Here is a 26,986-nt window from a genome sequence, read left to right as displayed (position 1 = left end):
GGATGGGCTCCGCTCTTTTCCTACTCCCCCTTCTTTGCTCGAACTGCTTCCAGTAGTTTCTCGAGGATTTTCTGCGCAATTGGGTTCTGAGGCGTCGCTGCTGGTGGGCTCTTACGAGAGCCCGGGTTGTCGCGAATCTCCATGAAGACCCCTGCCACAATTTCTTCTCGGTACTCCGGTGCCTCTCGCTTAAATCCATCTACCGCCTTGGCCATCGCCGCCTTGTGTGCGTACTCACGGGACAGATGGAAAAGTTCTGCATAGTTGCCTGCAAAGAACGCGGTAGCCCAAGTGGCCGGTAGCAGCAAGATGACCTTCCCAAGCGTGGCAAGCCATGGGTCCGAATTGCCTCCGCTTGGAGCCTGGAACCACAGTTGCCAAGGCCCAGGAATCAACTGCCCTGCGATCGGCAGCAGGCAAAGCAGCAGAACCGCCACAGACCCAAGGAACCACCACCCAGTAGTTTTTAGCCGCGCTTCATACGCGCACCGTGCCTCGTCAAGGCTGTTCGAAAGCCCTGCCGTGGTTGCCCCACGAATCATCGTGTCGGCCCTCCCAATCAGCGCGTCAATTTCAGACTCACGCGTCTTGTTGGCCGCGGTCGCCTCCACCATATCCGCAGCAAATTTCTGATGTGCAGCCACGCGGGCGTCGAGAGACTCTTTGAACGCCTCGAAAGAAGCACCGTAGTCATCGACCTGGGTACTCAACGAGTCAGATGCTTGGGTAATCTCTCTGACGCGTGCTAGCTTGGCTCTAATCTCCTCCAGAGCCTGCTGCGACTCCAATGCAGCGGAGTTCACCTGTTCTCGGCTCACCCGCACGGCATCGACGTCACTCTGTGCTTGTTGTAAAACGGTGTCCGCTGCCGCCCTGGATGCATGAACCGCCGTGACTATCGACCTGCTTTGTTCGAGCAGCTTTGCCAGTTCGGCAGCCATAGTTTGAAGCTCGCGTGCTCGCTCCTGGAAAAGACCAACACCCTTGTACCGGCCAAACCTGAGGCCAAGCGTCAGTTGGTCAAGCAGAACCGTTTGCTGGGCCGCAATGGGGTCTAGGTTGCCACCCAAAAACCAGTTCGTGTAGACCGAACCCCCTCGCATCACCTGAACTGTCAGATTGCCCGAGGGGTCACTCAGGGTCGCATCAGCGAAGCTGCGCAGCTGACTAAGCGCAACATCCGCATGTTGATGAATCTGCGACAGCGGTCCTTCTATCGAGGGCAACCTTGCGGCCAACAGAGTCACCGCGCTGTCTTCGATGTTCCTGAGCCCGTCCGCGAGCAAGAATGTCGCTGCTAAGCGCTCGTTCAACTCGTCGATGCTCGACCGCTGCAACGACGCATAGCTCCTATCCATCAAGAGGCCGCTGTCTCGCATCAGCGCATACAGTTCATCCCATGCCTTCTGAGCTTGCTGAACAAGCAGAAGTGTTTTTTCGATTCTCGAATTCACGCAATCTCCTCCCTGGGCGTTCGCTTACGCCGTTGCTGCCTTGCTCCATTCAGAGGCCTAGTTGACCAACAAGCTCTCCGCTTGCCCCATCACCGTCTTTGTAGCCAGCTCCTACCTGCCCTGCTGAGCCCCCCTCTCACGCCGCACCAACGAGACGGAAGTCCGGGTTGAAGCCTACCCGATCTCTTTGCCTGCAGCCGGTGAGGGTAGGTTTTTGCTGCGATGCCGCTGGGCAAGATCAATCGGTGGGATGCACCCCAGACTGCTGTGCGGACGGACTTGCTCGCCCTTGAGTTCGAGCACCCGGCTGCAAGCCGGGCTGCCAGCGCTGAAAGCAAGGACTGCGCGGGCAACACGGCCGACGCCGGGGCTCAGGGCTTGGCCGGTGCTTGCGGCCGCTGCCGCAGCGCCAGCACCACGCCCAGCAGCAGCGCGGCTGCACCCAGCAGCACGCCGGGGGCGGGCCCGTGTTGGCGCAGCAGCAGCACGTAGAGCAAGGCAGCGAGGGTTTCGAACACGATGAGCTGGCCCACCAGGGCGGTGGGCAGGCGCTGGCTGGCGGCGTTCCAGCACAGGGTGCCGAGCCAGGAGGCCAGCAGGCCCAGGGCGAGCATGAGGCCGGCGTAGGCCCAGGGCTGGGGGCCCAGCGCGCCGGGGCCGGGCAGCGGCGCCAGCCAGGGGGCGGCGACCAGCAGCAACAAAGCCATGGGCAGGGTGACGAGGCCCTGCGCGCTGGCCCAGCTGCGAGGCGAGCGCCCGGGGTGCTGGCGCAGCCAGTCGGCGTTGCGCAGGGGGTACCAGGTCCAGCAGGCCACCGCGCCCAGGGCCAGCAGCGCGCCCAGGGCGTAGGCGCCCACGCGCTCGGGGCGCAGCGCGGCGTATTCGGCGTGGTGCACCGCCGCCAGACCCAGGGCGATGAGGCCCAGCGGCGCGGCGAGCTGGCGCAGCCGGTAGCGGCCGTCGCGGGCGGCGTTGCGCCAGTTGGCGCTCAGGGCAATGGCCAGCGGCAGGGTGCCGATGATCATGGTGGGCAGCGCGCCGCCTGCGTGCTGAATGGCGCCCGACAGCAGCAGGTAGTAGAGGAAGTTGCCCACCGCGCTCAAGGCCACGGCGTGCAGCCAGTCGGCACGGGTGAGGCGCCGCAGCGCCTGCACATCCAGCAGCGCCAGCGGCAGGGCCACCAGGCCAAACGCCAGGTAGCGCCCGGCGGTGAGCCACAGCGGCGGGTAGTCGGGCAGCAGCAGCGGGGTGACAAACACCAAGCCCCACAGCAGGCCTGCGGCTGCGGCATAGAGCCAACCTGACGCCTTCATGTCCCCCCTTGTGGCCAGAACCCGAGGGCCTGCTTGTACCACCGCAGCGCCAGCGCCTCGGCCCCCGCACCAACAGGTGTCGACGCATGTGGCAAAGCAGCACCGCTTGGCCAACTTCTTGCACCACAGCGCGGTCCCGGCGCCGCGGCTGCTACCGTGCAGGCATGGACAACGTTGACGTGCAAGTGCTGCGCCAGGCACAGAGCTGGCTGGAACAAGGGTTTGGCGGGCTGCTGGCCACCGTGGTGCGCACCTGGGGCTCGGCGCCGCGCCCGGTGGGTGCGCTCATGGCGCTGCGCGAGGACGGGCTGCTGGCGGGCTCGGTGTCGGGCGGCTGCATCGAGGACGACTTGGTGGCGCAAATGCGCCAGGGCGGCTTGCAGCTGGAGCGGCCGCAGCACCTGCGCTACGGCGTGGGCGCGCAGGAAGCCCAGGCCTTTGGCCTGCCCTGCGGTGGCACGCTGGAGCTGCTGCTCGAGCCCCTGGGCCCGCACACCCGCGTGGCCGAGCTGCTGGCGCTGCTGGCACAAGGGCAGATGGTGTGCCGCGAGCTCAACCTGGCCAGCGGCGCCGTGCAGCTGCACAGCAATGCCGAGGGCCGCGAGCGCGTGCAGCTCAGCGACACCCAGCTCATCACCCACCACGGCCCGCAGTGGCGCTTGCTCATCATTGGCGCGGGCCAGCTCAGCCAGTACCTGGCGCCCATGGCGCTGGCGCTGGACTACCAGGTGCTGGTGTGTGACCCGCGCACCGAGCACGACTGGCAGGCCAGCGGCGTGCAACGCCTCTACACCATGCCCGACGACGCCGTGCTGGCGCTGCGCCCCGACGCCCACACCGCCGTGGTGGCCCTCACCCACGACCCCAAGCTCGACGACCTGGCCTTGCTCGAAGCCCTGCGCAGCCCGGCGTTTTATGTGGGCGCCCTGGGCTCGCGTGCCAACCAGGCCAAGCGCCGCGCGCGCCTGGCCGAGCACTTCGGGCTCAGCCCCGCCGAGCTGGACCGCCTGCACGGCCCCGTGGGCCTGGCCATAGGCGCGCGCACGCCGCCGGAGATTGCCGTCTCCATCCTGGCCGAGCTCACGGCCAAGCGCTACGGCGTCAGCACATAGCCATGCGCTATTGATCAGCTCAAGTCGCTTGTCCCAAAACTTAATGACATCGTCGCCCGCGACCGTGAAATTCTGACGGGAAGTGCCGAAGCCCCCTTCAGACCTCCCGCTCTGCTGCCGAAGCCCAATCAAGCCGGTTGAGTTGTCGGCGGGGCGTGCCACTGCGAGGGTGCGCCATGCCGTACCGGTTACCAGCGCTCGCAGTGGAGCCCATCGTGAATATCTTGCCCACCTCTCAGTTGTCGGTGGCATCACCAGGTTGGACGGCCCCAGGGCCCCATCCCGCCACCGAATCTCCCGCGCAGGCGGCGCCCGTGCCAGCACGGCCGCGCGCCCAGCTGCACCGCGCCGTACAGGATGCGCTGGTTGCCTTGGGCGGCCGTGCAGAGCCGCATGCCCGCCCGCAGGCCAGCCCCCCCAGCGCGCCGCCCGATCGCAGCCCCATACCCGGCCAGTTGCACGAACTCACACACGCGCTCTACCAAGCCCTGCAGCAGGTGCAGCGCGGCACCCAGCCCCCGGCCGGTGACGGCCCAGGCGGCGCCGACCCCGTCAGCGGCCAGGGTGATTTGGGCAGCGCACTCTCCACGCTGGCCACCCAAGCCAGCCAACAGCAAGCGCCCGAGGGCCTCAAGCGAGCCTATGCCCAGGTGGAACAAAGCCTGTCATGGACGGGGGCAGACACACCGCACACGCTGATGGTGCCCATCTCCCCCTCGCTGCAGGAGTTCATCCAGGCCCTGGCCCGGGCACTCAACGGCACCGACATGCCACCGGCCAAGGGGCAGCTGCTGCAAACGCAGGCTTGAGCCGCGACAAAGGCGGCACACGCCGCCCTACCTAGAATGGGCTGGATGCGCCAGCCCTCTCAACGCCCCACTGCCTGGACCGTCCTGGTGACGATCGTGCTGTGGGCGCTTTGGCCCACGCTCTCGCACCTGCTTCGCCCGGTCACGCCGGGCATTTCGTGGGTGGAAGTGTGCAGCGCCACGGGCGCACGCTTGGTGGCGCTGGAAGGCACCGACACCTCCGCACCGGCTGAGGCCAAGCCCACCGACCCCGCCTGCTGCTTGCTACATGCCTTGCAGAGCTGGGCCGCGCCACCTCAAGCTTCTGGCCCGCCCCAGGCTGCAGCTCAAGCTTTGACCTTGAGCCACTGGGTGAGGCCCGCCCTGCCGAGCCTACCGTGGGCCACGGCGCAGGCCCGCGCGCCCCCTCTGGCCTGAGGGCTTGGCGCGGCCGCCGCACGGCTGGCAGCGCTCACACCGTCGAATTTCCCTTTCACTTTCATTCTGCAGGCACGGCCACTCGCTTTGGCCCGGCCGCGCCTGCGCGTCTGTTGATTGACTGACCATCATGTTCCGTCCCCATACCCTATGGCTGGCGCTGTGCGCCGCCAGCCTCACCCACGCCGCTGCAGCAAACACCGCCTCGGCCCAGCATCTCGAGCCCGTGCAGATCAACGCCAGCGCTTCCACCTCGCCGCTGACACGCCACGCCGCGGGCAGCTCGCGCCTGAACCTCACCCTGATGCAGACCCCGGCCAGCCTCACCGTGCTGGAGCGCGCGGACATCGAGGCCATGGGTGCACTCAACACCCAGGACATCCTCAAAGGCGTGCCCGGCGTGGTGTTTGCCGACCCACCAGGCTCGGCAGGCAGCGTGTTCTACCGGGGCTTTGGCTCCGGCTCGCTGTCACAGCTCTACAACGGCATCAGCGTGCAGTACGACGCCATCGCCGCGCGCCCAGTGGACAGCTGGATCGTGCAGCGGCTTGAAGCCCTGGGTGGTGCCTCAGGCTTTCTCAACGGCGCCGGTGCGGTGGGTGGCACCCTCAACGTGATCACCAAAGTGGCCGACGACAGCGGCCCCATCAGCCGTGTGGTACTGGGCCTGGGTGAGCGCACCCAGCTCGCCGCGAGCTGGCAGCGCAGCCTGGGCGCATCGGCCCATGTGCTGCGCGTGGAGCTCAACCGCAGCGAAGGCGCGCTGTGGACCCAGGGCCGCGAGCGCGAGGCCACGCAGCTGGCCGCCTCGTGGCGCGCCCCGCTGGCCAGTGGGGCCACCCACACGCTGGCACTGGAGCACCAGCACGAGCGCGTGGACCAACCCTACTGGGGCACGCCCATGCTGCGCGACGCGCAAGGCGGTGTCAGCGGCGCACTGCGCTTTGACCCGGCCACCTACGGTGTGAACTACAACGTGCTGGACGGTCGCTACGAGCAAACCGTGCGCTGGGCTCGATCCATCTTGGAGCTGCCGCTGTCGATGGCCACCCACGCCACGCACACGATCTACCACTACGACGCACTGCGCGACTACGACAACGTCGAGACCTACACCTTCAAGCGCAACAACAGCGTGGTTGAACGCAGCAACGCCTTGCTGCAGCGCCACGACCAGCAGGTGTGGGGTAGTCGGGGTGAGCTCACACACCATACGCAACTGGGGCGTCACCGCTCAGACTTTGCCCTGGGCTGGGATTGGAGCTACAACCGCCAGACGCGCTTCCCACTGTCGGTGGCCGGGCCGTTTGACCAGACCAGTCCCTACACGCCTGCGCCGAGCTACTTTCTGCAAACGCCCGGTATCACGCGCAGCTACACACCCGGTGCGACCAATGTGCTGCACACCGTGGCGCTGTTTGCCGAGAACCGCACCGAGCTGGGCGCGGGCTGGGCACTGGTGAGCGCGCTGCGCAAAGACCGTATTGCGCTGCAAGCACGCAACCACCGCTCAGCCACCGCCACCAACCCGGCGCTGTTCACCACCGCCACCAACCCGGCGCTGTTCACCACGGCCTATCACCCGCTGACAGGGCGGCTGGGCCTGGTGAAAGACCTCTCGGCACAATGGCAGGTCTACGCCCAAGCCAGCACGGCGGCCGATCCACCCGCTGGCGTGCTGGCCACGGCAGGCTACAGCTCACTGCGCGATTTCGACCTGACGCGCGGCCGCCAGTTCGAGCTGGGCAGCAAATGGACCTTTGACCAAGGTCGAGGCAGCGCCACCGTGGCGGTGTACGACATCACACGCCGCAATCTGGCCATCACCGACCCGAATGACCGCACCAAGGTCATCCCCGTGGGAGCCCAAAGCAGCCAGGGCATGGAGCTCAGCGCACGCTGGCAGGCCAGCAGCGCCTGGCTGCTCAGCGGCCACTGGGCCCACACCCGGGCACGCTATGACGCATTTGCCGAAACCGTGGGGGGCAGTGTCGTCTCGCGCGCGGGCCACACACCGGCCAATGTGCCCACCGTGGTCGCCGGCGCGGCCCTGCGCTGGCAAGCCAATGCAGCCCTGGGCCTGAGCTTGGACTGGCGCTATGTGGGCCGACGCTGGGCCAACACGGCCAACACCGTCTGGGATGAGGCCTACCAGCTGGTTGGACTGGGCGCCACGCTGCGCCTCACGCCCGCGCTGCAAGCGCGCGTGCGCGTGGACAACCTCACCGACCAGCGCTACGTCGCCAGCCTCAACACCAGCCTGCCCTACTTGGGCGCGCCCCGCAGCATCAGCGCGGTGCTGGACTTGCAGTGGTGAGGCCAGCCATGAAACGCTGGCTGGGCATTGCACTGTGCCTGGTGATGGCCTTGTGGTTTGTCTCGGGCATGGTCATGCTCTACGTGGGCTACCCCAGGCTCACGCCGCAGGAACAGCTTCAAGCCCTGCCCGCCCTCAGCGTAACGGCCAACGCATCAGCTCGGTAGCACCCGGCCTAAGGGCAACTGCTGCAAACGCAGGCTAGAGCCACTTGCCCTCAGCGCCACTGCACCAGTGACACCCCCAGACCCAGACGGGTCTGGCGGACGTTGTAGTCCACCATGTTGTCGCCCCAGCCGCGAAACAGCTGGGCGTAGCCGTGCAGCCCGCCACCCAGCACAAACGACCACTCCAGCAGGGCCGAGCCGCGCGAGCGCTCGCCACTGTGCAGGCTGTGGCGGGCAGTCAGGCTCAGCACATGGCCGCCAAAGCGGCGGACCCACTGCACTTCGCCACGGCCCATGTAGTCGGCGATGTCGGGGTTGTCGTCCTGATCTGGCGCTTCGCGCAAGCGCACCCAGGGACGCAGGCTCAGGCTGGAGTTGTCGCCCTCCCACGTGATGTCACCAATGACGCGGTTCCAGCTGCGCGAAAACGGCAGCGATCGGCCATTGGACTGGTGGTTCAGCGCCAGGCCCAGAAAGCGCACCCGCCCACCCGCCAGCGGCACATTGGCGCGCAGCGTGGCCAGCAGCTCCGGCTCGTAGTTGGTCTCGCGAAACGGCCGCGAGGTGGCCTCGTTGTAAACCTGCCAACGCGAGGACTGGGTGTAGGCCGCCCACAGGCTCAGCGGGCCGTCGTCGTCCTGACTCCACAAGCGGGCTTTGAGGCTGAGCTGGAACTGCGACTCGAGGTGCTTGAGCTGCAAGTCCTCCTCCACCTGGCGCCCTGGCGTGGGTGAGCGCGGGCGCTGGTTGAGCCGCGTCACCTGGCTCAAAGGCAGCAAGTAGACAGGCCGGTAGGGTTGGGGCAGGAAGGCGGGCTTGCGCAGCGCCTCGGTGAGCTCCCAGCGTTCATCCAGGACGCTGGGCGGCGCGGATGACGCCGCCGCCGCCGCTTCTCGGGCCGCAGGGGCCGATGCAACAGGCATCGCCGGTGCAGCAGCCTGGGCCAAGGCGTCGTAGCAGGCCAGGCGCTGGGTCGCAGCCGGGATGGCCTGGCAGTCCGCCAGCTCGCGGGGCGTGAGCGCCTGAGCCTGCGCCGTGGCGCACACCAGCGACAGGGCGCTGAAGGCAAGCCGGTAAGGGGTAAGCAGAGGCGGCGGTGGCGTCATGGCGATGTCCAAGTGCGGAGCTCAAACAGGGGCGGAGCCCAGATGCTCAAGATTAGTCGGCCACCGCGCCCAATGCCAATGCCAATGCCAATGCCAATGCCAATGCCAATGCCAATGCCTCAGCCCGGCCCCGTCGCAGGCGGCTCAGACAGCCGCGCGCTGTGGCGCAGGGCACTGAGCGCGCCATAGCTGGCCAGCGCCAGCGCCACGCAGGCGCCGCTGGGGGCGTCCCAAGCCCAGCTCGCCCCCAAGCCCAGTGCACAAGCCAGCACTGCCCCGCCCCAGGCGCGCCAGGGCGCCACACCGCTGCGCTGCCACAGCGCCGGGGCGATGAGCGTGGCAAACACCAGGAACAAACCCAGCACCGGCACAGCCAGGCTGGTGACCACGGCAAAGACGGGGAAGAACACCACGTCACGCGTCAGGCGCCGCCCCAGCAGCAGCACCAGGGCCGCGCAGCCCGCCAGCACCGCCACCTGCGGGGTGTGGGCCCACAGCACATCAGCGGCCAGCAGCTCGGCCATGCGTTCGCGGCCATGTGGGTCTTGGCGCGCGCCCAGCAGGGCAATGCTGGCACCAGCCACGTAGAGCAGGCCAATCAAGGCCTCGCGCTGCGCGGGCCAGCGCCGCGACACCCAGGCCACCACGCCCGCGCAGGCCAGCGCCCCCGCCACGGCCAGGCCGTGGGTGGTGAGCCAGTCGGCATGCTCCATGGCCGCGCCCACCCACAGCGCCGCCGCCGCCGCGGCCTGGGCCACGGCCAGGTCGATGAACACCACGCCGCGTGCCAGCACCTGCGCCCCCAGGGGCGCGAGGGCCAGCACGCCGCACAGCAGCGCCAGCAGGGGCAGCATGAACCAGGCGTCCAGCAGCAGCGTGTCCAGGCTCATGGCTTGGCCGCCTGCAGCAGCTGACGCACCAAGGTATCCATCCACTGCACCAGCTGCGGCTCGGCCGCGTCTTCGGCCACGGTGGCGGGCAGCACCAACAGCGGCACTTTGACTTTGGCGCTCTCCAGCTGCGTGGTGAGCCAGCGTGCCGAGCGCGGGTCTTGGTAGTTGGACGCCACCACGGCCATGGGCGGTGCGCTGCGCAGGCCTTCGAGCAGCCGCTGCAAATGCCCGGGCGTGGGCGCCATGCCGGGCTTGGGTTCGAGGTCGGCGTCTTGCTTGATCTCCAGCCAATGCCACAGGTAGGCAAAGCTGGTGTGCTGGGCCGCCACGCGCTGGCCGCGCAGGGGTGCGGCACTGCGCTCCCAGGCGGCAATGTGCTGGCGCCAGCGCGCTTCAAACGCGGCACGGCGCTGCTCAATGCCCGCGCGCTCGGCCGGGGCTTCCTGGCCCAGGCGCTGGGCCAGTGCAGCCGTCACCTGCAGCAGGCGGCGCGGGTCCAGGTGCACATGGGGGTTGCCCTCGGCATGCACATCACCCGCCCAGGGCGTGCCAATGGCGCTGGGCTGGGGGTTGAGCAGCGACACCTGTGCCGCGGCGAAGAACACCTCACGGGCTCGCGCATTGCCCGCGCGCTCTTGCAGCGTGGGCAGCCAGCCCCCCTCCAGCGACGCGCCGGTGCACACCACCACCTCAGCCGCACGCAGCTGCGCGATGAGCGCGGGGCGGGCCTCGATGTGGTGGGGGTCCTGCTCGGCGTGGGTGGCCACGTGCACGCGCGCACTGGGCAGCAGCACGCGCGTAAGGGCGGCCCATTCGGGCTCGCAGGCAAACACCGTCAGGGCGGCGGCAGGTGTGGCCAGCGCCGTGCCCAGCAGGGCCAGTGCCGCTGCGGCGGCGCGCTTCAAAGTGGCATCAAAACGCATGGGATCCATGGGCCCCGAAGGCCAAGATGTACTGCAGTTGGAGGGAACGTTTGGCGGGGTTTTCAAATTCAACCGCGCCGCGCTGGGTGCTGTATTGCAGGCGCACCGTCTGCATATGGCTGGGCTTCCAGGCCAGCATCAGGGCGTGCTCGCGCAGCCGCGCGCCGTGGAAGTGGTCGCCATGGGGCATGCTGGCGCGCAGCCAGTCAGTGCGGGCCCCCAGCTCCCACTCCGACTGGAAGCGCCACACCAGCGAGACGGATTCGGCCTGGTGCTGGTCTTGCGAGGTGGCGTAGCGGTTGAGCCCCGTGGTGCGCGCGGCCTCCACGTTCAGGCGCAGCTGCTGTTCGCGGTTGTTGCCGCCGGGCGCCCATTTCCAGGTAGCGTCCACCAGCCAGGTTTTGCGGCCGCTGAACTGCGCGCCGTGCGCGTGCTCATGGGCGTGCTCGGCTGCGGCTTCCAACAGGGGCTCGGCCCCGTGGTCTTCCAGCGCAGCTTCGCGGCGGTTGTGGATGTAGGACAGCCCCAGCTGCCAGCTGTGCGAGCGCCCGATGTCGTCACCGGCTTTGATCACCCAGGTGCTGGCCCCCACGCGCGGGGCGGCCGCTGCCGTTTCCTCCACCAGGCGTTTGCCACGCAGGGCTTCAACGCCAAGCATCAGATAGAAAGGCGTGGGCGCGGTCCAGTTCAGGCGCAGGCCGTCGTCACTCCAGTGCCCGCCAAAAAGGCCGCGGTACAGCAGCGGGCGCTCGACGAAATCGTCGGCATGCGGGTGCTGTTGGTTGAGGTAGCCAATCTGCGACGCAAAGCGCCCCGCACGCAGCTGCAGGCCTGCGGGCAGCGCGGTGCTGTCGACCCAGGCTTCTTCAAGCTCGCGTTCGAGCTTGCCTTCATGCGTGGCCAGCACCAGGGTGAACTGCGCGCGTGCCCAGCGCCCGAGTGGGCCGCTGGCGGTGAGGTCGCTGTGGCCCAGCTGCAGGCCTTTGTCGCGCCCGCCCAGCTCCAGCGCGCGGGTGGTGTAGGCCGCATCCAGCACAGCGCCCAGGCGCCAGCTGTCATTGGCTTGGGCCGCCGCGGTGCCGCACAGGGTGAGGGTGGCCAAGGCGGCCAGGGTGTGTTTGGCAATCATGTTGTGTCTCAAAGAATGCATGGTTTTACCTCAGCGCTTGATGCCCAGCCAGGCCATGGCCGAGGGCACGAACGTGAGGGGGTGTCGGGTCACCACTTCACCGGTCTTGCTGTTAAGCACCAGCAGTTGCTTGGCCACGGGGTCGCTGAGGTAGAGCTCATCGGCAGCCCCGTTGGCCGCCAGCGCGGGCCAAGGCGCGGACGATGGCATGGCCGGGATGACGCCGCTCCAGCGCTTGAGCGTGGCCCAGCCGCTGCCCTGGCGCTGCAGCACCGTCAGCGTGCCTTGCCCGTCCAGGATGAAGAAGCGCTGGCCGCTGCGATCAAAGCCGTGCGCGCGGCGCAGGTTGCCGGTGCTCCAACCCTCGGGCACCAAGGGGCTGACCTCGCCACTGACCCCATCCAGGGCGAAGAAGCGCGTGGTCGTGGCGCCAGGCGCCTCCCCTTCGGTGCCAAAGCCGATGAACTGGTCGGGCAGCAGCGGGTGCCCGGCGATGGTGCCCACCCATTGCGGGGTGCGGATCAGGCGCCCCGCGTCCACGGCCGTGGCCGACACATGCCGCACCAGCAGCATGCCCTCCTCGCAACCCGTGACCGTGCTGCTGCCAGAGCTGTAGCTGCCATGCATGGTGTTGCAGCGTGCGGGCACTTGGGCCACGGGGGTGTAGGCCGTGCCGTTGCGTTGGTAGTGCGTCAGGTGGGTGGGCAGGGCGTCCACAGCGTCAGCCGCGCGGGTGGCGACCAGCAGCTTGTTGCCCACGGGCTCGGCCATGCCGTGCAGAGGGGCGCTCAAGTCCAGCGCCGCCAGGGTTTGGCCTGCCGCGATGGAGGCGTCGCTGATGACACGCACGCCTGCGTTTTGCACAGGGCTGGCCGCCGCGTTGCCATCCAAAAACACAGCCGCTTGCTTGCCGGCTTCCACGTCGTAATGCGAGGGCCTGGGGCCGCTGAGCACAAAGCTCACGGCTTTGGAGCCCTGCTTGTAGTCGTGCATGTGGTCGCCATGGTTTTCTTGCCAAATGCCACCGTCGACAAACTGCACGCGGTCTTGTGTGCGCTGGAACACCACGGCATAGCGCCCACCGGGGCTGGCATGAACCGCCGAAGCCACGCCCAAGAGCGCATGGCTGGCTTGCACGCTGTTGCTGTCGCGGTCAAAGACGTGCAGCGCTGGTGCGCCTGCTTCGGCCAAGGCCAGGCGGCCGCCGGTTTGAATGCTGGTGGCCTCGTGCTCGTGGGCCGACTCTGGCTCAGCCCCGCCGCCGCAAGCGGCCAGCAAACTCAGCGCTGCACTGCCCGCCAGCAGGCCTGCGCGCCAGCGCTTGGTGTGTGTCTTGGTGTTCTGCATCATGACTTCTCTCCCTGAGAGTCGTCATCATATTGGAATTTCATTATCAACAAGGAACACCACTTCTGGGGCAGACAAGGTGTTGGGAGGTGGTCACTTCCGCTACGCTTACGCCATGCAACGCAATACCCGCCAGCGCAGCGCCATTCAAGAGGCCATCGCGCAAGCACAACGCCCATTACTGCCGCAAGAAGTCCTGGAGGCCGCACAGCTGAGCGTGCCAGGCCTGGGCATCGCCACCGTCTACCGCAACCTCAAAGCCCTGGTGGAAGAGGGCGAACTGCAGGCCGTGAACCTGCCCGGCGAGAACCCGCGTTTTGAGCTGGTGGGCCAACACCACCACCATCACTTCCAGTGCCTGCACTGCCAGCGCGTGTTCGATGTGCACGCCTGCCCGGGCGATCTCTCCCGCCTGGCACCGGCGGGTTTCACGGTGGAAGCGCACGACCTCACGCTCTACGGCCGCTGCCAGGACTGCGCCAAACCGGCACGGGCCAGCCGCAGCCGCGCCTGAAGGCGGCAGAAAGTCACAGCGGCCGCGCCGCCCTCCTCCGACTGCAGGACGCTGGCCCCCTCGGCCCTCTGCAGCACGGGCACAGACCGTCCGATAGCCGGGCATGCCTTCGGAGCTTTGCCATGCCCGTTCTTCGTTTCATCCGCCGCCTCGGGCTAGCACCGTCCCCGCCCGCCCCCGCCCCTGCAGCGGCGCCCGAGCCCACTCAAGCCCAACAGGCGCATCCTCCCACCGTGCCTGGGTTGGAGGTGCTTGAGCTGAAGTGGTCTGACTGGGAAACCGTCAACAACGCGCAGCGCCTCACCCCTTGGCGTTGAGCGCGGCGCGCGCGCCGCATGAAAAAAGGCTCCGCATGCGGAGCCTTGGTGTTTGCGCGCAGCAGCGCAGCTCAGTGGATGCCGTGCATCTTCCTCTTCATCCACGGTGCCAGCAGCATCAGCACCACGCCTGCGCCTGCGGGCACGAGGGTGAAGATCAGGAAGAAGGTGGACATCGAGTAGGTCGTCGAGATCACGTCGATATAGCTGCCCGTCTTGCCCGCCACCCAGTTGGCCACGGCGCTGTTGACGAACCACACGCCAAACATCAGGCCCAGCAAGCGCGCCGGAGCGAGCTTGGACACATAGGACAGGCCCACGGGCGAGAGGCAGAGCTCACCCATGGTGTGCAGCAAGTAGGCCAGGATGATGAACATCATGCTGATCTGCGCCGTCTTGGCGCCGGGCGGGATGCTCGAAGCGCCGATGGCCAGCGACAAAAAGCCCAGGCCCAGCAGCACCAGACCCACGCCGAACTTCACCGGGCCTGAAGGGTTCCAGTGGCGCTCCCACATCTTGGAAAAGGCCGGGGCCAGGATGACGATGAAGAAGGAGTTCAGCACCCCAAACCAGGTGGCGGGCACGACGGTGCTCTCAGCCCCGAACTCGCGGCCCAGCATCCACAGCGACAGCGCCCAGATCAGGCCCAGCGCGCCAACCAGCAGCAGGTTGGAGGTGAGGTACTTGCCACCCGTGCCGCCAAAGAGCTTGGCCAGCAACCAGGTCAGCACCACGGCCGGGCCCAGCGTCAGCACGGTGTTGACGAGGTTGAAGATGGTGCCAGCGCTGCCGGTGAGGGTGCGGTCGGTGTAGTCGGCGGCAAAGATGGTCATGGACCCGCCGGCCTGCTCGAACGCGAACCAGAAGAAGATGGTGAAGAAGGAGAACACGCCGATGGCGATGAGGCGGTCACGCACCACATGGGCCGGGCCCTCGTCTTGCTGGGCCTGCAGGGCTGCGGCACGGCTCTCGTCCGAAGGCGGATCGCCAATCTTGCCGAAGATGCCCTGCGCCAGGTAGAACTGCAGCGCGCCCAGAATCATGAACACACCGGCCAGGCCAAAGCCATAGTGCCAGGAGATCTTCTCGCCGATATAGCCGCACAGCGAGATGCCGAAGAAGGCGCCGGCGTTGATGCCCATGTAGAACAGCGTGTAGCCGCCGTCACGGCCGGCCGCGTCGTTCTTGTCGTAGAGCTGGCCCACGATGGCCGAGATATTGGGCTTGAACAGCCCCGTGCCCAGGATGATGAGCGACAGGCCGGTGTAGAACAGCGGCACGGTCTCGAAGAACAGCGAGGCATGACCCGCCGCGATGATGATGGCGCCCAGCAAAACCGCCCGGCGCGTACCCATGAAGCGGTCGGCGATATAGCCGCCCAGAATCGGCGTCAGGTACACCAGCATGGTGTACCAGCCGTAGAGCTGGGTGGCCTCGGCGCGGCTCCAGCCCCAGCCGCCCTTGGCGGTTTCGGAGATCAGGAACAGCACCAGCAAGGCGCGCATGCCGTAGTAGGAGAAGCGCTCCCACATCTCTGTGAAGAACAGGACGAAGAGGCTGTCGGGGTGGCCCAGGATTTTGTGCCCAGGCGTGGGGGCGGTTTGGGTGCTCAAGTCAAGGCTCCGGGTAGTGGAACGGGGCAATCAGTCAGGCAGCCGTTTGTGCGGCGCAGAGGGCGCGATTCTCGTTGCCCCGGCTCTGTCAGCGGCAAGTCAGTACGTACGGGATATCCCTGATCACCAGGCGCCCACATTGGGCATGGAGACCCAGGGCTCGGCCGGTGCCAAGGCCCCGCCTTGCTGCAGCAGCTCGATGGAGATCTGGTCGGGCGAGCGCACAAAGGCCATGCGCCCATCACGCGGCGGGCGCAAGAGGGTCACGCCGTGGCGCTGCAGGCGCTCGCAGGCGGCGTAGATGTCGGGCACGGCATAGGCCAGGTGGCCGAAGTTGCGCCCACCGCCGTACTGCTCCACCTGGCCTTGCGCATCGGGCCAGTTGTAGGTCAGCTCCAGCTGGGGCTGCAGGGGGCCGGGCGCGTCGCTGGGTGCGGCCAGATAGACCAGGGTGAAACGCCCAGCCTCGTGCTCGCTGCGGCGCACCTCGCGCAGGCCCAGGGCCTCGCAGTAAAAGGCCAGCGAGGCTTGCAAATCTGTCACGCGCACCATGGTGTGCAGGTAATTCATGGGGCTCTCCAATTCAGTGTGGCGGCGCGATTGTGCGGCCTGCCTCTAGACTGGGCTGCATGGCAAACCCACGGGCGGCCGGTGGTTTGAATACCCACTCCCGCGACAAGGCTGCGCCGAAAAATCTGCCCGCGCAAGATTCCAATGTCCCCATGAGCACTCACACCGCCCCCACCGCCTTGCACATCCACATCCGTGAAATGGACTGCGCCGCCGAGGAGGCCGAGGTGCGCCGCGCCCTGGACGCCCTGCCCGGCGTGGTGGGACTGCGCTTTGACCTGCGCCGACGCGTGCTCAGCGCCCAGCTGCAGCCCGGCAGCCAGGCCGCCGAGCTGGCGCCGCCAATGCTGAGCGCCATACGCGGCCTGGGCTACACGCCGCAGCTGCTGCAAGCCCCTGAAGAGGCCCGCCGCGCGCCCGAGACCGGCTGCTGCGAGAACCCCGCCAGCGGCTGCGGCACGGCTGCGCATGGCCACGCCCACGCGCATGACCACCACGGCGACGAGCACCACGGGCACCACCACGCGCAAGCCCCCAGCGCCGCACCGGCAGAGGTAAACCCGCTGCCGCGCCTGCTGCTGGCGCTGGCCTTGGCCCTGACGGCCGAGGGCCTGCACGACTTCGGCGGGGAGGCCGCGCTGTGGCGCTACCTGGGCCTGGCCGTGGCGGTGGGCGCCGTGGCGCTGTCGGGCCTGGGCACCTACCGCAAGGGCTGGCAGGCACTGCGCCAAGGGCGGCTCAACATCAACGCGCTCATGGCCGTGGCCGTCACCGGCGCCATCGCCATTGGCAGCTGGCCCGAGGCTGCCATGGTGATGTCCCTCTACGCCCTGGCCGAGCTCATCGAAGGCCGCTCGGTGGAGCGCGCGCGCAACGCCATCCGCACCCTGCTGGCGCTGAGCCCGCCCGATGCCGAGGTGCTGCAGGCCGACGGCCGCTGGCTGCGCCAGCCCGTGGGCGAGATTGCCCTTGGGCAGACCGTGCGCCTGCGCCCGGGCGAGCGCGCCGCGCTCGACGGCCAGGTGCTGCGCGGCCACAGCGCGCTGGACCAATCGCCCATCACCGGCGAGAGCCTGCCCGTGGACAAAGGCCCGGGCGACGCCGTCTACGCCGGCAGCATCAACCAGCAAGGCGAGCTGGAGCTGCGCGCCACCGCCCTGGCGCAAGACAGCCTGCTGGCGCGCATCATCGAAGCCGTCGAGCAGGCCCAGGCCAGCCGCGCGCCCACGCAGCGCTTTGTCGACCGCTTTGCCGCCGTCTACACCCCGGCCGTGTTTGTGTTGGCCCTGGGCGTGGCTGTGGGCGCCCCGCTGCTGCTGGGCTGGGGCTGGCTGGAGGCGGCCTACCAGGCCCTGGTGCTGCTGGTCATTGCCTGCCCCTGTGCGCTGGTGATTGCCACGCCCGTGACCATCGTCAGCGGGCTGACCGCAGCCGCGCGCCGGGGCCTGCTCTTCAAAGGCGGCCTGCACCTGGAACAAGCGCGGCGGCTGCGCGCGATGGCGCTGGACAAAACCGGCACCCTCACCCAAGGCCGCCCCGAACTCGTGGCGGCGGAGCTCTGGCGCGAAGGCGCCTCAGCCGCCCAAGTCCACGCCCTGGCCCATGCCCTGGCGCAGCGCTCCGACCACCCGGTCTCCCAAGCCATCGCCCAGGGTCTGGGCAGCCCCACACCGGCACCGCTGCCCGAACTGGAACAGCTGCAAGCCCTGCCCGGCTGCGGCCTCACCGCCCAGCAGCGCAGCGCCAGCGGCCTGCAAACCCTGCAGCTGGGCCAGGTGCGCTGGATCAGCGCCACCCACGCCCTCAGCCCCGCACAGCAAGCCCAGCTGCACGCCCATGAGGCGGCTGGGCGCAGCGTCAGCCTGCTGGCCGACGCCCAAGGCCTGCTGGCCTGCTACGCCGTGGCCGACACCCTGCGCCCCCACGCCCGCGAGGCCCTGCAAGCCCTGCAGCGCCTGGGTGTGCACACCGTCATGCTCACCGGCGACAACACCCGCACCGCCCAGGCCATCGCCCAAGCTGCGGGCGTGGCCACGCTGCGCGCCGAACTGCTGCCGCAAGACAAGCTCCAAGCCCTGCAACAGCTGCGCCAGCAACTGGGCCCCATCGGCATGGTGGGCGACGGCATCAACGACGCCCCCGCCCTGGCCGGTGCCGACCTGGGCTTTGCCATGGGCGGCGCAGGCACCGACACCGCCATGGAAGCCGCCGACGTGGTCATCATGACCGACGACCTGCGCCGCCTGCCCGAAGCCATCGCCCTCTCACGCCGCACCCACACCCTGCTGTGGCAAAACATCAGCCTGGCGCTGGGCATCAAAGCCGCCTTCATGGCCGCCGCCCTCCTCGGCCAAGCCCATATGTGGATGGCCGTGGTCGCCGACGTCGGCGCCAGCCTGCTGGTGGTGGCCAATGGCTTGCGGGTGTTGAGGTGGCGGGGCCCATGGCATTGACAGCTACGCCGTAATGGGGTGCCCACGCCCCCGTTAAGGGGGTTTGCCGCCCAAGCCCCCGAATGTCAACAATGCATGACATGACCCCAGCGGCGCTTTGCTGCGCAAATTTTTCCCACTCCGGGGTTTGAAGCGGACTCAGCCCTCGAGGCACCACCCCATGAAAACAAAGATCTTCCTCTTTGCAACTGCGTTTTTGGCCTATTTCGCCCACGCGGAGTACGTGTTTTCAGAACGCCACCTCAAATCCTGGGTGGCCAACCACGCAGCCAAAGCCATGAGCGGAGACCCTGCCGCCTGTGACAACTTCACGACAGACGCCGAAGTGGTGGTCCACGCCGAAATGCTCCAAGGCACCTGGGAAGTTGAGGGCGGCAAAGACGAGATCTGCGGCTACCTCAAACAAGCATCTGCCGCCTACATCCTGCTTCAAGCCCAGCTTCACACCGAATACGACGACTTCGTCATCACCCGCTCACGCTTTCCCTGGCTGAAGGCCGAAGTGAGCTATACCGCCCAAAGCCTCATGTCGAGGGCCCAACTCCCCAATATACGCAGCACCTCGGAAGAGACGATGGTGCTCTCCAGAACCCTCACCGGGCTGAAAATCAGCTCGGTGCAGGCGCAGTCGTATACGAGGTAGGGGCAGCGGGGGAGCTACGGGACCGCGTGGCGGCCCAGCGCGTCGCGCTGCCAGTGGGTGCGCAAGCTGCCTTGGCTGCGCCGCACTTCGCGGTGCAGTGCGTCGCGCTCGATGTCGCTGATGACGCGCCCGTCCAGGTTGATCTGGTGCAGGTGCCCGCTGCCGTAGTGCAGGTAGTTGAGGGTTTGACCCTGGGGCAGCGTGGTGGCGGTGCGGTTGCCCAGGGCGTCGTGCTGGTGCTGGATGCAGCTGCGCCGCGGTGCGGCCTCGCTGGGCGGCGCGCCAGCGGGCAGTTGCGGCCAGTGGCAGGCGTGTTCCTCGGCCAGATGGCCCCAGGCGTCGTACACAAAGCGGTGTTCGTCCCACTGCGGGGTGGGCGGTGGCACCAGGGCTTGCTCGGGTGTCAGCCGCGCCGCTGCCGCTGCAGGCGCGGCCCAGCGCTGGACCTGGTGCAGCCGGTCGGCCGCGTCGTAGTGGTAGTGGGTGTGGCTCAGCGGCGTGTGTTTGGCGCGCAGCCGCCCCAGCAGGTCGCGGTAGAGGTCGAGCTGCAAGGGGTGCTCTCCCGGGAGAGTTTGCCCGGCAGCTGGCCAATCGCGGGCTGACGGTGGCCGATGTTTTCGACGGCTACGCGGCGCCGGCCACCATCACGCGCGATCCGGCCAATGACTAGGTGCTGGCCGCCGCGCTGGCAGCGCGGGCCGACCTGATCGTCTCGAGTGATGCCCACTTGCTCGACCTGAAGGGCTTTAAGGGCATCGAGATCGTCACCGCGGCCGTGGTCGTGGCCGTCGAGCGGCTTTCAGCTTGAAGCGTTCAGCAAATCGTGTAGACCAATCGCCTGCGGATCATTCAATATGACCCGCTGATCGGCGAGATACGCCAACTCGAATCGTCCACCCTCGTCATCAATCGTTCGCGCTCCATCGAGCACAGCAAGAACGCCGAACATCGCTTCATGCACAGCAGTGGCAATGACGCTATTGACGTGCTTGGCGTCCTCTGGTGACAGGGCGTTGTACCAGTCTGATCGAGCCCGTTCCGCTGGTGGTACACGTCTGCTAGGCGGTTGCTTCAGGTTAGCAATCATGTCTTCGACTGCAGCATCCCCAACATGACGTCTGAGGGCCTCAACAAAGTCTTCACTGTTCACGTTGGTTCTCTCTACTTCCCAAACGCCCCGGGGTACGTCTGCTTGTTCAGGTCGATCAACTCATGCAATGAGCTGTTCGGTGCGTTGGTGTTGTTGCGAAGATCGCGAATGTCTTTGGCGAGCAGATCCCTCGCAGTGCCGGTGTACTCACCCTTGATCGTTGGAATCCTCGAATGCTCGCCTCGTGGGACAGCTATCGAAGGCCCAGTTGCCGGGTTGTAGCCACCAACAGCTTGTCCGGCCGGGTTCTTCTGCATCGCATGGTGAATATCGAGGCCATCACCCGGAACCGATCGACTCTTCAACGCGTCGTAGGCCCCAACCTCGTACTTGCCTACCCCCTTTACGGCCCTATTGTGCCCTCGTCTGCCGCCCAATGCATTGCCACAACTCCACCCCCACGGATCAATCCAAGAAATCGCATTGGGCGCAAACTGATACAAATTCATCCCGCCCGCCAATCCAATCGGGTCCTGGGAGATAAACCGGCCGCAGTCGGGATCGTAGTAGCGGAAGGTGTTGTAGTACAGGCCGGTTTCAGCGTCGGCGTATTGGCCTTGCAGGCGCAGGTTTTGCGCTTGCAGCGGGGGCTGCGCAAAGCGGTCGGCGTCGGCCTCGGGGGTGTCTTGCAGCGCCAGGTTGCCCCAGCTCTTGTAGCGCGCGCGCCAGTGGATGCGGCCGTCTTCGTCGCTGAGCTCCTCGGGCGCGCCGCTGGGGTTGGTGTGGAACCAGTAGAGGCGGGCTTTGGGTGGGTCGGCCGCTTCGCCCAGGGGCGGCGGCGTGCTGTCGATGCGCGCCAGCGGGGCGTAGCTGCCGGGCTCGTAGACCAGGGTGGTGATGCGGGGGCCTTGCTGCTCTTGCAGCAGGCGCAGGCCTTCCCACACAAAGAACACGCTGCCAAAGCTGTTGGTCTTGCTGATGCGCCGGCCCAGGGCGTCGTACTCGAAGCTGACGCTCTGCGGCTTGCCGTTGCGCTTGGTGTGCACCGATTCAAGCTGGTGCTCGGCGTTCCACTGCAGGTGCTGCTCGGTGTGGCGCCCGGCTTGTTTGTGGATGAGCCGCCCCAGGGTGTCGTAGGCGTAGCGTTGGTCTTGCCACACCAGCAGCCGGTTGTGCCGCACGTGGCCTTCGGAACCTTGGGAGCCCGAGCGCGGGTTGGAGGCGGCGTCCCAGTCGAAGTCTTCGCGCCAGTCCTGCGCACTCAGCGGGGCGAGGTGGGGGTGGTGTTGGGCGGTCAGCTCCCTCAGGTCCAGCCCACTGCTGGGAGCGGGGGCGCTGGCGTTGCGGCTGCGCACCAGGCGCCCGGCGGCGTCGTAGCCGTAGTGCTGCTCGCCCTGGATGGGGTCGATGCGCTGTGCCAGCTCGCCGCTGGCATCCCAATGCCAGGCCTTGGAGGGCAAGGCAATGTGGGCGCCGCTGAGCTGTGCGGGCCGCAGCAGCGCGCCCCAGGGCTGGGCCCCGAGCTCACCGGGCTGGGCGTTTTGCCCGGGTTGCAGCAGCCGGGGCAGCCAGGCCATGGCGCCTTGGCTGCACCACTGCTGCAGCGGGCGGCCCAGCGCGTCGCGCTGCCAGTGGGTGCGCAAGCTGCCTTGGCTGCGCCGCACTTCGCGGTGCAGTGCGTCGCGCTCGATGTCGCTGATGACGCGCCCGTCCAGGTTGATCTGGTGCAGGTGCCCGCTGCCGTAGTGCAGGTAGTTGAGGGTTTGACCCTGGGGCAGCGTGGTGGCGGTGCGGTTGCCCAGGGCGTCGTGCTGGTGCTGGATGCAGCTGCGCCGCGGTGCGGCCTCGCTGGGCGGCGCGCCAGCGGGCAGTTGCGGCCAGTGGCAGGCGTGTTCCTCGGCCAGATGGCCCCAGGCGTCGTACACAAAGCGGTGTTCGTCCCACTGCGGGGTGGGCGGTGGCACCAGGGCTTGCTCGGGTGTCAGCCGCGCCGCTGCTGCTACAGGCGCGGCCCAGCGCTGGACCTGGTGCAGCCGGTCGGCCGCGTCGTAGTGGTAGTGGGTGTGGCTCAGCGGCGTGTGTTTGGCGCGCAGCCGCCCCAGCAGGTCGCGGTAGAGGTCGATGTGCTGGGCCTGCTCGGTGCCCACGGCTTCGCGCACTTGCACGGGCCAGCCTTGGGCGTCGAGCTGGTATTCGGTGCGCAGGCCGTCGCTGCCCTGCTGGGCCACCAGGCGCCCGGCGGCGTCGTGCTCAAAGCGCGTGCGCTGGCCCAGCGCGTCGGTGAGGCTTTGCAGCTCGCCCAGGGCGTTGTAGTGCAGCCGCGTGGTCTGGCCCAGCGGGTCGGTCTGGGCCAAGGCCTGCCCCAGCGGGTTGTAGCGCGTGCGGCTGATGTGGCCGGCCGCATCTTGCTGCGCGCTCAACTGGCCCGCCGGGCCCCATTGCCAGCGCAGCACTTCGCCGTTGGCTTGGCGCTGGGCCAGGGGCTGACCCAGGGCGTCGCATTGCCATTGGGTGGTGTGGCCCAGGGCGTCGGTGTGGCTCAGCAGTTCGCCGCGCGGGCCCCAGTGCCAGTGGCTGGCTTGGCCTGAGCAGTCGCGCGCGAAACGCAGCAAGCCGTGGCGGGTGTAGGCGTAGTGCTGGGTGCCGCCGCGCCCGTCGGTGTGCGCCACGGCCTGCCCATGATCGTCCAGCACCCAGCTCTGGGTCAGGGGCGGCAACGGGGGCTCGCTGGGCGCGGGCTGGAAGACATGGCCGAGCAGACCGCCCACTTCGTCGTAGGTCCAGCGCTCTTGGCTGCCGTCGGCATAGCTTTGCACCAGCGGCAGAGCGAGCTGCTCATGCCACTGGGTTTGGGTCACGCGGCCCAGCGGGTCTTGCACGGCGCTGAGGTTGCCGCGCTCGTCGTAATCAAACTTGCAGCTCACGCCGCCGGGGGCCACCAGCGCCAGCAGCTGGCGCTGCTCGGGGTGCCAGGTGAGCTGGGTGTCTTGGCCCAGGGGGTCGGTGTAGCGGGTGATGCGCAGGTCCTCGTCCCACTGCCACGCTTCGGTGCGCGGGGCCAGTTCGGGCGCTTGGGTGCGGGCCCAGGCCCGGCGTTGGGCCAGCTCGTACTGAAGCTCCACCTGCTCGCCCAGGCTGGTGCGCCAGCCCACCACACGCCAGTGCCCGCCTCCTGCGGCAAGCACGGACTGCGGCTCGGCGGCTTGGGCAAAGTGCTGCCATTGGTAGTCCACCTGCAGCCCTGTGGGCAGGGTTTGTTGGCACATCAGGCCTTGCGAGTTGTAGGCAAAGCGTCGGGTCTCCTGGCCCAGCGCGTTGCTGACGCCACTGAGCTGCCCCTCGGCGTTGTAGCGGTAGCTGGCCAGCAGCAGCAGCTCGCCGGGCGCTTGCGCGGCACGCAGGCTGATGCGCTCGGGGCCGCTCTGGCCCGCGGCGTAGTGCAAGACCAATTCCTGGCCGCAGCTGCTGGCCACATGGGTGAGGCGCCCTTGCTCGTCACGGCGCAGATGGTGGCGGTTGCCGTGCGGGTCTTCCAGGCTTTGCAGGTGCAGGGTGTGGGGCGCATCGCTGTGGGCCGGGCCGAAGTTGAGCACCAGGCCGTCGTCACTCATCAGCAGGTAGTGGCCGCTGTCCAGGCAGGCAAAGCTCAGGCCTTCTTGCAGCAAGTGGTGGCGCTGCCCGGGCGCCAGGGCGGGCAGTGGCAGCCAGCGGCCTTGTTCGTCCAACAAAGCGTGCACAGCCTGCTCGTCCCCCAGGCCCAGCACATCGGGGCGGTGCAGGTGCAGCTGGGTGTCCCACAGCGTGGTCCAGCCGGGGCCAAAGAGCCCACGCTCGGCCTGGGCCGCGTTGTAGCGTCGCACCAGCGCGAGGGGCAGTCGCGCGGGCACGCTGAAGTCTTGGTCGTGCTCACCGTTCAAAAATTTGCTGCCCGTGGGCAGGTGCACCGGGTGACCTTTGGCACCGCCCAGGGCTTGACCCGCCACTCCTACTGCGGCGCGTACGCCCATGTCGGCAGCCATGCCAATGGCCATATTGGTGCCCAGGCAAATGACTTTTTTCAGCAAGGGGCCCTTGCCGCGTATCGCCTGACAGACCGCGAGGGCAAAACCTCCCCATTTGGCGATAGCCCCCAGCCAGGCCGGCATCTCCGAATTGATGGCCCGCACCGTGACCTGCCCGCCCCCAATGCCCACATTGCCGCGCCGGTCGGGCAACACACTGAGCACCGCGTCGCAGGTGGTCTTGTCGCCCGCTCGGGCCGCGGGTTGGCCGTTGATGAACACACCCGCTGAACCCTGGGCGATGAATTGATCGGGCGAGGGCGGGTGCTTCTGGCACAGCACTTTGTCCATGTCCACCGGCGCAAAACCGGGATCGGGCGGTGTGCTGCTGTCAAAGATGGACAGCACGGCATCCACCGCGGCATCCCACCAGGTTTTGGGGGCGGGTGGGGGCGGCGTGGCACCACTGACCTTGCCCGCCGCCCGTGCGGCCTTCTTGCTGTTGATGCGCACGTTGTGCGAGCCGGTGCTCACCGTGCCTTTGACCTCGCCGGGAAAGAATTTGTCGATGGCCGCCATGATGGGCGCGGCGATAGCATCTTCCAGGCTCTTGCCTGTGATGGCCTGCGAGGCCGCATCGGCCGCCATGCCGATGGCCGCACCCACCACGGCGCCCAACACCACCGCGCCCAGCCCCCCCGTGCCCACAATGAACACCGCCGCGGCTCCAATGGCCAAGCCCGTCAACAGGCCAGCCCCCAAGGTAGTGGCCACTTTCAGAATTTGCCCCATGATGGGTGTGTGGCGAATTTCGTCATCGAGCGTGGCGGCGGCCGGCAATCCCATGGTGAATCCTTATGTTCGTCGGGGGCCGAGCCCTCAGGACGCCGGTTGTGCGGGGTCCAGCGTCGCCAGCAGTTCGTTCCAGAAACGCCGGTGGCCGTCGTTGAGGGCCACACCGCTGCTGAGCGTCAACACCAGCAGCTTGGGCGCGCTGGCCGTAAGCAGCATGCATTGCAGCTGGTAGTGGGTGCGGGCCGCTTGAACAAAGCTGCTCTCCACGGTGTGCAGTGGCTGCAGCCCGCCTTCGCGTTGCTGCACGTCTTTGCGCAGGATCTTGAACTGCTTGGTCTGGCGCCCCAGCAGCGAGAGCTGGCGCTCGAAACACTGCGCAATGGTTTCTTCGCCGATCAGCACGTCGCGGTTGAGCACGATTTGAAAAGGCGCTTGCGTGCCGGGCTCAACGTAGCTGAGCACATTCACGCTGCGGTCCTGCAGGGGTTCGGGCAGGTTCAATGAGGCTTCTTGGATGAGGTACATGGCGAGGACTCAGGGGTTGATGTCGACTTGCTTGGGCCCGTTGATGACGATGTTGCCGTCGGTCAAGGTGATGCTGCTGGCGCCGACTTGCAGCACGATGGACGTGGTGGCCGTGAGGAAGATGGAGTGCGCCGCGGAGGTGATGGCGATGTTGCCGTCCACCGAAGTCACGGCAATGTCCTTCTGGATGGTCTCGCTAGAACCCGCCTCCGTGACGGTCAGCGTGCGCTGCTTCTTGATGGTTTCGGTGTGGGTGCCACCCACGGTCTCGCGGCGGTGCGCGCCAATGGAGGTGGTCTCGTTGCTGCCCACGCTCTTGCTGCGGTTGACCCCCACGCTGTGGCTCTCGTTGTTCTCCACCTCCGTGCGCAGGTCCTTCTCCGCATGCAGCCACACCTCTTCCTGGCCCTTCTTGTCTTCAAAGCGCAGCGCATTGGCGTTGGCCGGGCCGCCGCCTTCGCTGGAGCGCGTGAGGATGCCCGTCTGCGTCATATTGGCGGGCAGCTCCCAGGGCGGCATGTTCAGCCCGTTGTAGACGCGCCCGATGATGATGGGGCGGTCGGGGTCGCCGTTTTCAAAGTCGACGATCACCTCTTGCCCGATGCGCGGGATGGCGATGCCGCCGAAGTTGGTGCCCGCCCACGGGCTGGCCACGCGGATCCAGCAGCTGGCGTTCTCGTCCTTGCTGCAGTAGCGGTTCCAGTGGAAGCTCACTTTGACGCGGCCGTATTGGTCCGTGTAGATCTCGCGCCCGGCCGGGCCCGTGACGATGGCCGTTTGCGGCCCGTGCGTGTGTGGCTTGGCGTGGCGCTGGCTGCTGCGGTAGAGCTGGCTGGCCGCTTGCACTTCGAACTGGCAGTGGCAGTGGTAGCTGCCCTGCCCGCTGGCTTGGCCCACCTCGCTCACGCTCAGGTGTGTGCCCAGAATCAGGTAGTCGGTGTTGGTCGGGCCGTTGGGGTGTTCGCGCAGCGTGAAGGTGCAGCCCGGCACCATGCCCCGCAGATTGCCACTGCCGCTGGCGCGGCTGCCCGGGTTGCCTTCTCGCTCCATGCGCACGCGCGCCAGCTCTTTGCCTTCGGCAGGCTCGGTGTAGTCCCCCGGCCAGCGGTAGAGCTCCCCGTCGGCATGGCCGGTCTTGCGCGGCATGGCCACGCTTTGCTGCAGATTCGCGCGCGGCTTGGTGAAGTCAAAGTCGCTGGTCACCCACGCCCCGCTTTGCAGCCCTTCGTGCCGCGTGAACTCGCTGCAGTGCTCTTCGTCAATCTTGGGCTGCCCCGCGTGGTAGGCCACGTCCTGGTAGGCCTCGCTGGGGTTCTTGGCATGCGCGCTGGGGTCGTCCACCACCACCAGGCGGTGCGCCCCGCCCTGGTGTTCGAAGTAGTAGTAGAGGCCCCACTCCTGCATGAGCCGCTCGATGAAGACCAGGTCCGTCTCGCCGTACTGCACCTGGAACTCCCGCTTGGGGTAGCGGTGGGTGA

General features: G+C 67.5%; 24 protein-coding genes. 10 read left to right on the top strand and 14 right to left on the bottom strand.

Annotation, left to right across the window (positions count from 1 at the left end; translation table 11 throughout):
- Window positions 1-20: 20 nt before the first annotated feature.
- Together ACG0Z6_RS00120 and ACG0Z6_RS00115 are read right to left on the bottom strand one after the other, a co-directional pair.
- The gene (locus ACG0Z6_RS00120) at window positions 21-1,454 is read right to left on the bottom strand and encodes a hypothetical protein (RefSeq protein ID WP_394457679.1); all 1,434 of its coding nucleotides are present in this window, start codon (window positions 1,452-1,454) and stop codon (window positions 21-23) included.
- A gap of 371 nt (window positions 1,455-1,825) precedes the next feature.
- Window positions 1,826-2,767 carry an EamA family transporter gene (locus tag ACG0Z6_RS00115; protein ID WP_394457678.1) on the bottom strand — a complete coding sequence of 314 codons (942 nt, stop codon included), beginning with the start codon at window positions 2,765-2,767 and terminating at the stop codon, window positions 1,826-1,828.
- 164 nt (window positions 2,768-2,931) lie between these two features.
- Here ACG0Z6_RS00115 and ACG0Z6_RS00110 point away from each other — a divergent pair, with 164 nt between their 5' ends.
- The 5 genes from ACG0Z6_RS00110 to ACG0Z6_RS00090 all read left to right on the top strand — a co-directional run bounded on the left by ACG0Z6_RS00110 (window position 2,932) and on the right by ACG0Z6_RS00090 (window position 7,589).
- The gene (locus ACG0Z6_RS00110) at window positions 2,932-3,879 is read left to right on the top strand and encodes an XdhC family protein (protein ID WP_394457677.1); all 948 of its coding nucleotides are present in this window, start codon (window positions 2,932-2,934) and stop codon (window positions 3,877-3,879) included.
- 215 nt (window positions 3,880-4,094) lie between these two features.
- On the top strand, window positions 4,095-4,688 hold the full coding sequence (locus ACG0Z6_RS00105; protein WP_394457675.1) for a hypothetical protein: 594 nt from the start codon (window positions 4,095-4,097) through the stop codon (window positions 4,686-4,688).
- A 45-nt stretch (window positions 4,689-4,733) separates the two neighbouring features.
- Window positions 4,734-5,105: a DUF2946 family protein gene (locus ACG0Z6_RS00100; protein ID WP_394457673.1), complete on the top strand. Its 372-nt coding sequence runs from the start codon at window positions 4,734-4,736 to the stop codon at window positions 5,103-5,105.
- Between the two features lie 130 nt (window positions 5,106-5,235).
- Window positions 5,236-7,422: a TonB-dependent receptor gene (locus tag ACG0Z6_RS00095; protein WP_394457672.1), complete on the top strand. Its 2,187-nt coding sequence runs from the start codon at window positions 5,236-5,238 to the stop codon at window positions 7,420-7,422.
- Window positions 7,423-7,430: 8 nt separating this feature from the next.
- A complete protein-coding gene (locus ACG0Z6_RS00090; RefSeq protein WP_394458820.1) occupies window positions 7,431-7,589 on the top strand; it encodes a hypothetical protein in 159 nt (52 codons plus the stop codon).
- A 50-nt stretch (window positions 7,590-7,639) separates the two neighbouring features.
- Here ACG0Z6_RS00090 and ACG0Z6_RS00085 read toward each other — a convergent pair whose 3' ends face one another.
- The 5 genes from ACG0Z6_RS00085 to ACG0Z6_RS00065 form a co-directional block, all read right to left on the bottom strand.
- A complete protein-coding gene (locus ACG0Z6_RS00085; protein ID WP_394457670.1) occupies window positions 7,640-8,695 on the bottom strand; it encodes a phospholipase A in 1,056 nt (351 codons plus the stop codon).
- A 119-nt stretch (window positions 8,696-8,814) separates the two neighbouring features.
- Window positions 8,815-9,585: an ABC transporter permease family protein gene (locus ACG0Z6_RS00080; RefSeq protein WP_394457669.1), complete on the bottom strand. Its 771-nt coding sequence runs from the start codon at window positions 9,583-9,585 to the stop codon at window positions 8,815-8,817.
- The gene (locus ACG0Z6_RS00075; protein WP_394457667.1) at window positions 9,582-10,520 is read right to left on the bottom strand and encodes a metal ABC transporter substrate-binding protein; all 939 of its coding nucleotides are present in this window, start codon (window positions 10,518-10,520) and stop codon (window positions 9,582-9,584) included. The genes ACG0Z6_RS00080 and ACG0Z6_RS00075 overlap by 4 nt, the downstream gene beginning before the upstream one ends.
- Window positions 10,501-11,640, bottom strand: coding sequence for a hypothetical protein (locus tag ACG0Z6_RS00070; RefSeq protein WP_394457666.1), 1,140 nt, complete (start codon window positions 11,638-11,640; stop codon window positions 10,501-10,503). Before ACG0Z6_RS00070 ends, ACG0Z6_RS00075 begins: the two co-directional genes overlap by 20 nt.
- Before the next feature lie 30 nt (window positions 11,641-11,670).
- Window positions 11,671-12,990: a YncE family protein gene (locus tag ACG0Z6_RS00065; RefSeq protein ID WP_394457664.1), complete on the bottom strand. Its 1,320-nt coding sequence runs from the start codon at window positions 12,988-12,990 to the stop codon at window positions 11,671-11,673.
- Between the two features lie 112 nt (window positions 12,991-13,102).
- On the opposite strand from ACG0Z6_RS00065, the gene ACG0Z6_RS00060 reads away from it, so the two are divergent.
- Together ACG0Z6_RS00060 and ACG0Z6_RS00055 are read left to right on the top strand one after the other, a co-directional pair.
- A complete protein-coding gene (locus tag ACG0Z6_RS00060) occupies window positions 13,103-13,501 on the top strand; it encodes a Fur family transcriptional regulator (protein WP_394457662.1) in 399 nt (132 codons plus the stop codon).
- Window positions 13,502-13,623: 122 nt separating this feature from the next.
- Window positions 13,624-13,818, top strand: a complete 195-nt coding sequence (locus ACG0Z6_RS00055; RefSeq protein WP_394457661.1) for a hypothetical protein — start codon at window positions 13,624-13,626, stop codon at window positions 13,816-13,818.
- Window positions 13,819-13,889: 71 nt separating this feature from the next.
- Here the strand turns inward: ACG0Z6_RS00055 and ACG0Z6_RS00050 are convergent, their stop codons facing one another.
- Both ACG0Z6_RS00050 and ACG0Z6_RS00045 read right to left on the bottom strand, forming a co-directional pair.
- A complete protein-coding gene (locus ACG0Z6_RS00050; protein WP_394457659.1) occupies window positions 13,890-15,431 on the bottom strand; it encodes a peptide MFS transporter in 1,542 nt (513 codons plus the stop codon).
- A 123-nt stretch (window positions 15,432-15,554) separates the two neighbouring features.
- The gene (locus tag ACG0Z6_RS00045; RefSeq protein WP_394457658.1) at window positions 15,555-16,001 is read right to left on the bottom strand and encodes a lactoylglutathione lyase; all 447 of its coding nucleotides are present in this window, start codon (window positions 15,999-16,001) and stop codon (window positions 15,555-15,557) included.
- 152 nt (window positions 16,002-16,153) lie between these two features.
- On the opposite strand from ACG0Z6_RS00045, the gene ACG0Z6_RS00040 reads away from it, so the two are divergent.
- On the top strand, window positions 16,154-18,454 hold the full coding sequence (locus ACG0Z6_RS00040) for a heavy metal translocating P-type ATPase (protein ID WP_394457656.1): 2,301 nt from the start codon (window positions 16,154-16,156) through the stop codon (window positions 18,452-18,454).
- A gap of 160 nt (window positions 18,455-18,614) precedes the next feature.
- Entirely contained in the window at window positions 18,615-19,097 is a 483-nt protein-coding gene (locus ACG0Z6_RS00035) for a hypothetical protein (protein ID WP_394457654.1), read from the top strand.
- A 14-nt stretch (window positions 19,098-19,111) separates the two neighbouring features.
- On the opposite strand, the gene ACG0Z6_RS00030 is transcribed toward ACG0Z6_RS00035, so the two are convergent.
- Entirely contained in the window at window positions 19,112-19,648 is a 537-nt protein-coding gene (locus ACG0Z6_RS00030; protein ID WP_394457652.1) for a hypothetical protein, read from the bottom strand.
- Between the two features lie 119 nt (window positions 19,649-19,767).
- Here ACG0Z6_RS00030 and ACG0Z6_RS00025 point away from each other — a divergent pair, with 119 nt between their 5' ends.
- On the top strand, window positions 19,768-19,905 hold the full coding sequence (locus tag ACG0Z6_RS00025; RefSeq protein ID WP_394457650.1) for a hypothetical protein: 138 nt from the start codon (window positions 19,768-19,770) through the stop codon (window positions 19,903-19,905).
- Here the strand turns inward: ACG0Z6_RS00025 and ACG0Z6_RS00020 are convergent.
- From ACG0Z6_RS00020 to ACG0Z6_RS00005, 4 genes are all read right to left on the bottom strand, one after another.
- Complete coding sequence (locus tag ACG0Z6_RS00020; RefSeq protein WP_394457648.1) at window positions 19,897-20,247, bottom strand: hypothetical protein; 351 nt, start codon at window positions 20,245-20,247, stop codon at window positions 19,897-19,899. The two genes, ACG0Z6_RS00025 and ACG0Z6_RS00020, sit on opposite strands and share 9 nt — an antisense overlap.
- An 11-nt stretch (window positions 20,248-20,258) precedes the next feature.
- Complete coding sequence (locus tag ACG0Z6_RS00015; protein ID WP_394457646.1) at window positions 20,259-25,034, bottom strand: RHS repeat-associated core domain-containing protein; 4,776 nt, start codon at window positions 25,032-25,034, stop codon at window positions 20,259-20,261.
- Window positions 25,035-25,067: 33 nt separating this feature from the next.
- Window positions 25,068-25,508 (bottom strand): DcrB-related protein, encoded by a 441-nt coding sequence (locus ACG0Z6_RS00010; RefSeq protein ID WP_394457644.1) that lies wholly within the window; start codon window positions 25,506-25,508, stop codon window positions 25,068-25,070.
- Window positions 25,509-25,517: 9 nt separating this feature from the next.
- Window positions 25,518-26,986, bottom strand: a 1,469-nt coding sequence (locus tag ACG0Z6_RS00005; protein WP_394457642.1) for a type VI secretion system Vgr family protein, incomplete at its 5' end; no start/stop codon positions are given.

It is taken from the genome of Roseateles rivi, assembly GCF_043555845.1.
In the GTDB taxonomy this organism is placed as follows: Bacteria; Pseudomonadota; Gammaproteobacteria; order Burkholderiales; family Burkholderiaceae_C; genus Roseateles; species Roseateles rivi.
This window is presented reverse-complemented; position numbering and strand designations above follow the sequence as displayed.

Bases quoted from the DNA above. Each gene is read 5' to 3' on its own strand.
- ACG0Z6_RS00010 (WP_394457644.1), bottom strand. From the start codon at position 25,508: ATGTACCTCATCCAAGAAGCCTCATTGAACCTGCCCGAACCCCTGCAG.
- ACG0Z6_RS00080 (WP_394457669.1), bottom strand. From the start codon at position 9,585: ATGAGCCTGGACACGCTGCTGCTGGACGCCTGGTTCATGCTGCCCCTG.
- ACG0Z6_RS00060 (WP_394457662.1), top strand. From the start codon at position 13,103: ATGCAACGCAATACCCGCCAGCGCAGCGCCATTCAAGAGGCCATCGCG.
- ACG0Z6_RS00115 (WP_394457678.1), bottom strand. From the start codon at position 2,767: ATGAAGGCGTCAGGTTGGCTCTATGCCGCAGCCGCAGGCCTGCTGTGG.
- ACG0Z6_RS00070 (WP_394457666.1), bottom strand. From the start codon at position 11,640: ATGATTGCCAAACACACCCTGGCCGCCTTGGCCACCCTCACCCTGTGC.
- ACG0Z6_RS00035 (WP_394457654.1), top strand. From the start codon at position 18,615: ATGAAAACAAAGATCTTCCTCTTTGCAACTGCGTTTTTGGCCTATTTC.
- ACG0Z6_RS00110 (WP_394457677.1), top strand. From the start codon at position 2,932: ATGGACAACGTTGACGTGCAAGTGCTGCGCCAGGCACAGAGCTGGCTG.
- ACG0Z6_RS00055 (WP_394457661.1), top strand. From the start codon at position 13,624: ATGCCCGTTCTTCGTTTCATCCGCCGCCTCGGGCTAGCACCGTCCCCG.
- ACG0Z6_RS00045 (WP_394457658.1), bottom strand. From the start codon at position 16,001: ATGAATTACCTGCACACCATGGTGCGCGTGACAGATTTGCAAGCCTCG.
- ACG0Z6_RS00095 (WP_394457672.1), top strand. From the start codon at position 5,236: ATGTTCCGTCCCCATACCCTATGGCTGGCGCTGTGCGCCGCCAGCCTC.
- ACG0Z6_RS00090 (WP_394458820.1), top strand. From the start codon at position 7,431: ATGAAACGCTGGCTGGGCATTGCACTGTGCCTGGTGATGGCCTTGTGG.
- ACG0Z6_RS00065 (WP_394457664.1), bottom strand. From the start codon at position 12,990: ATGATGCAGAACACCAAGACACACACCAAGCGCTGGCGCGCAGGCCTG.
- ACG0Z6_RS00100 (WP_394457673.1), top strand. From the start codon at position 4,734: ATGCGCCAGCCCTCTCAACGCCCCACTGCCTGGACCGTCCTGGTGACG.
- ACG0Z6_RS00075 (WP_394457667.1), bottom strand. From the start codon at position 10,520: ATGGATCCCATGCGTTTTGATGCCACTTTGAAGCGCGCCGCCGCAGCG.
- ACG0Z6_RS00040 (WP_394457656.1), top strand. From the start codon at position 16,154: ATGAGCACTCACACCGCCCCCACCGCCTTGCACATCCACATCCGTGAA.
- ACG0Z6_RS00015 (WP_394457646.1), bottom strand. From the start codon at position 25,034: ATGGGATTGCCGGCCGCCGCCACGCTCGATGACGAAATTCGCCACACA.
- ACG0Z6_RS00085 (WP_394457670.1), bottom strand. From the start codon at position 8,695: ATGACGCCACCGCCGCCTCTGCTTACCCCTTACCGGCTTGCCTTCAGC.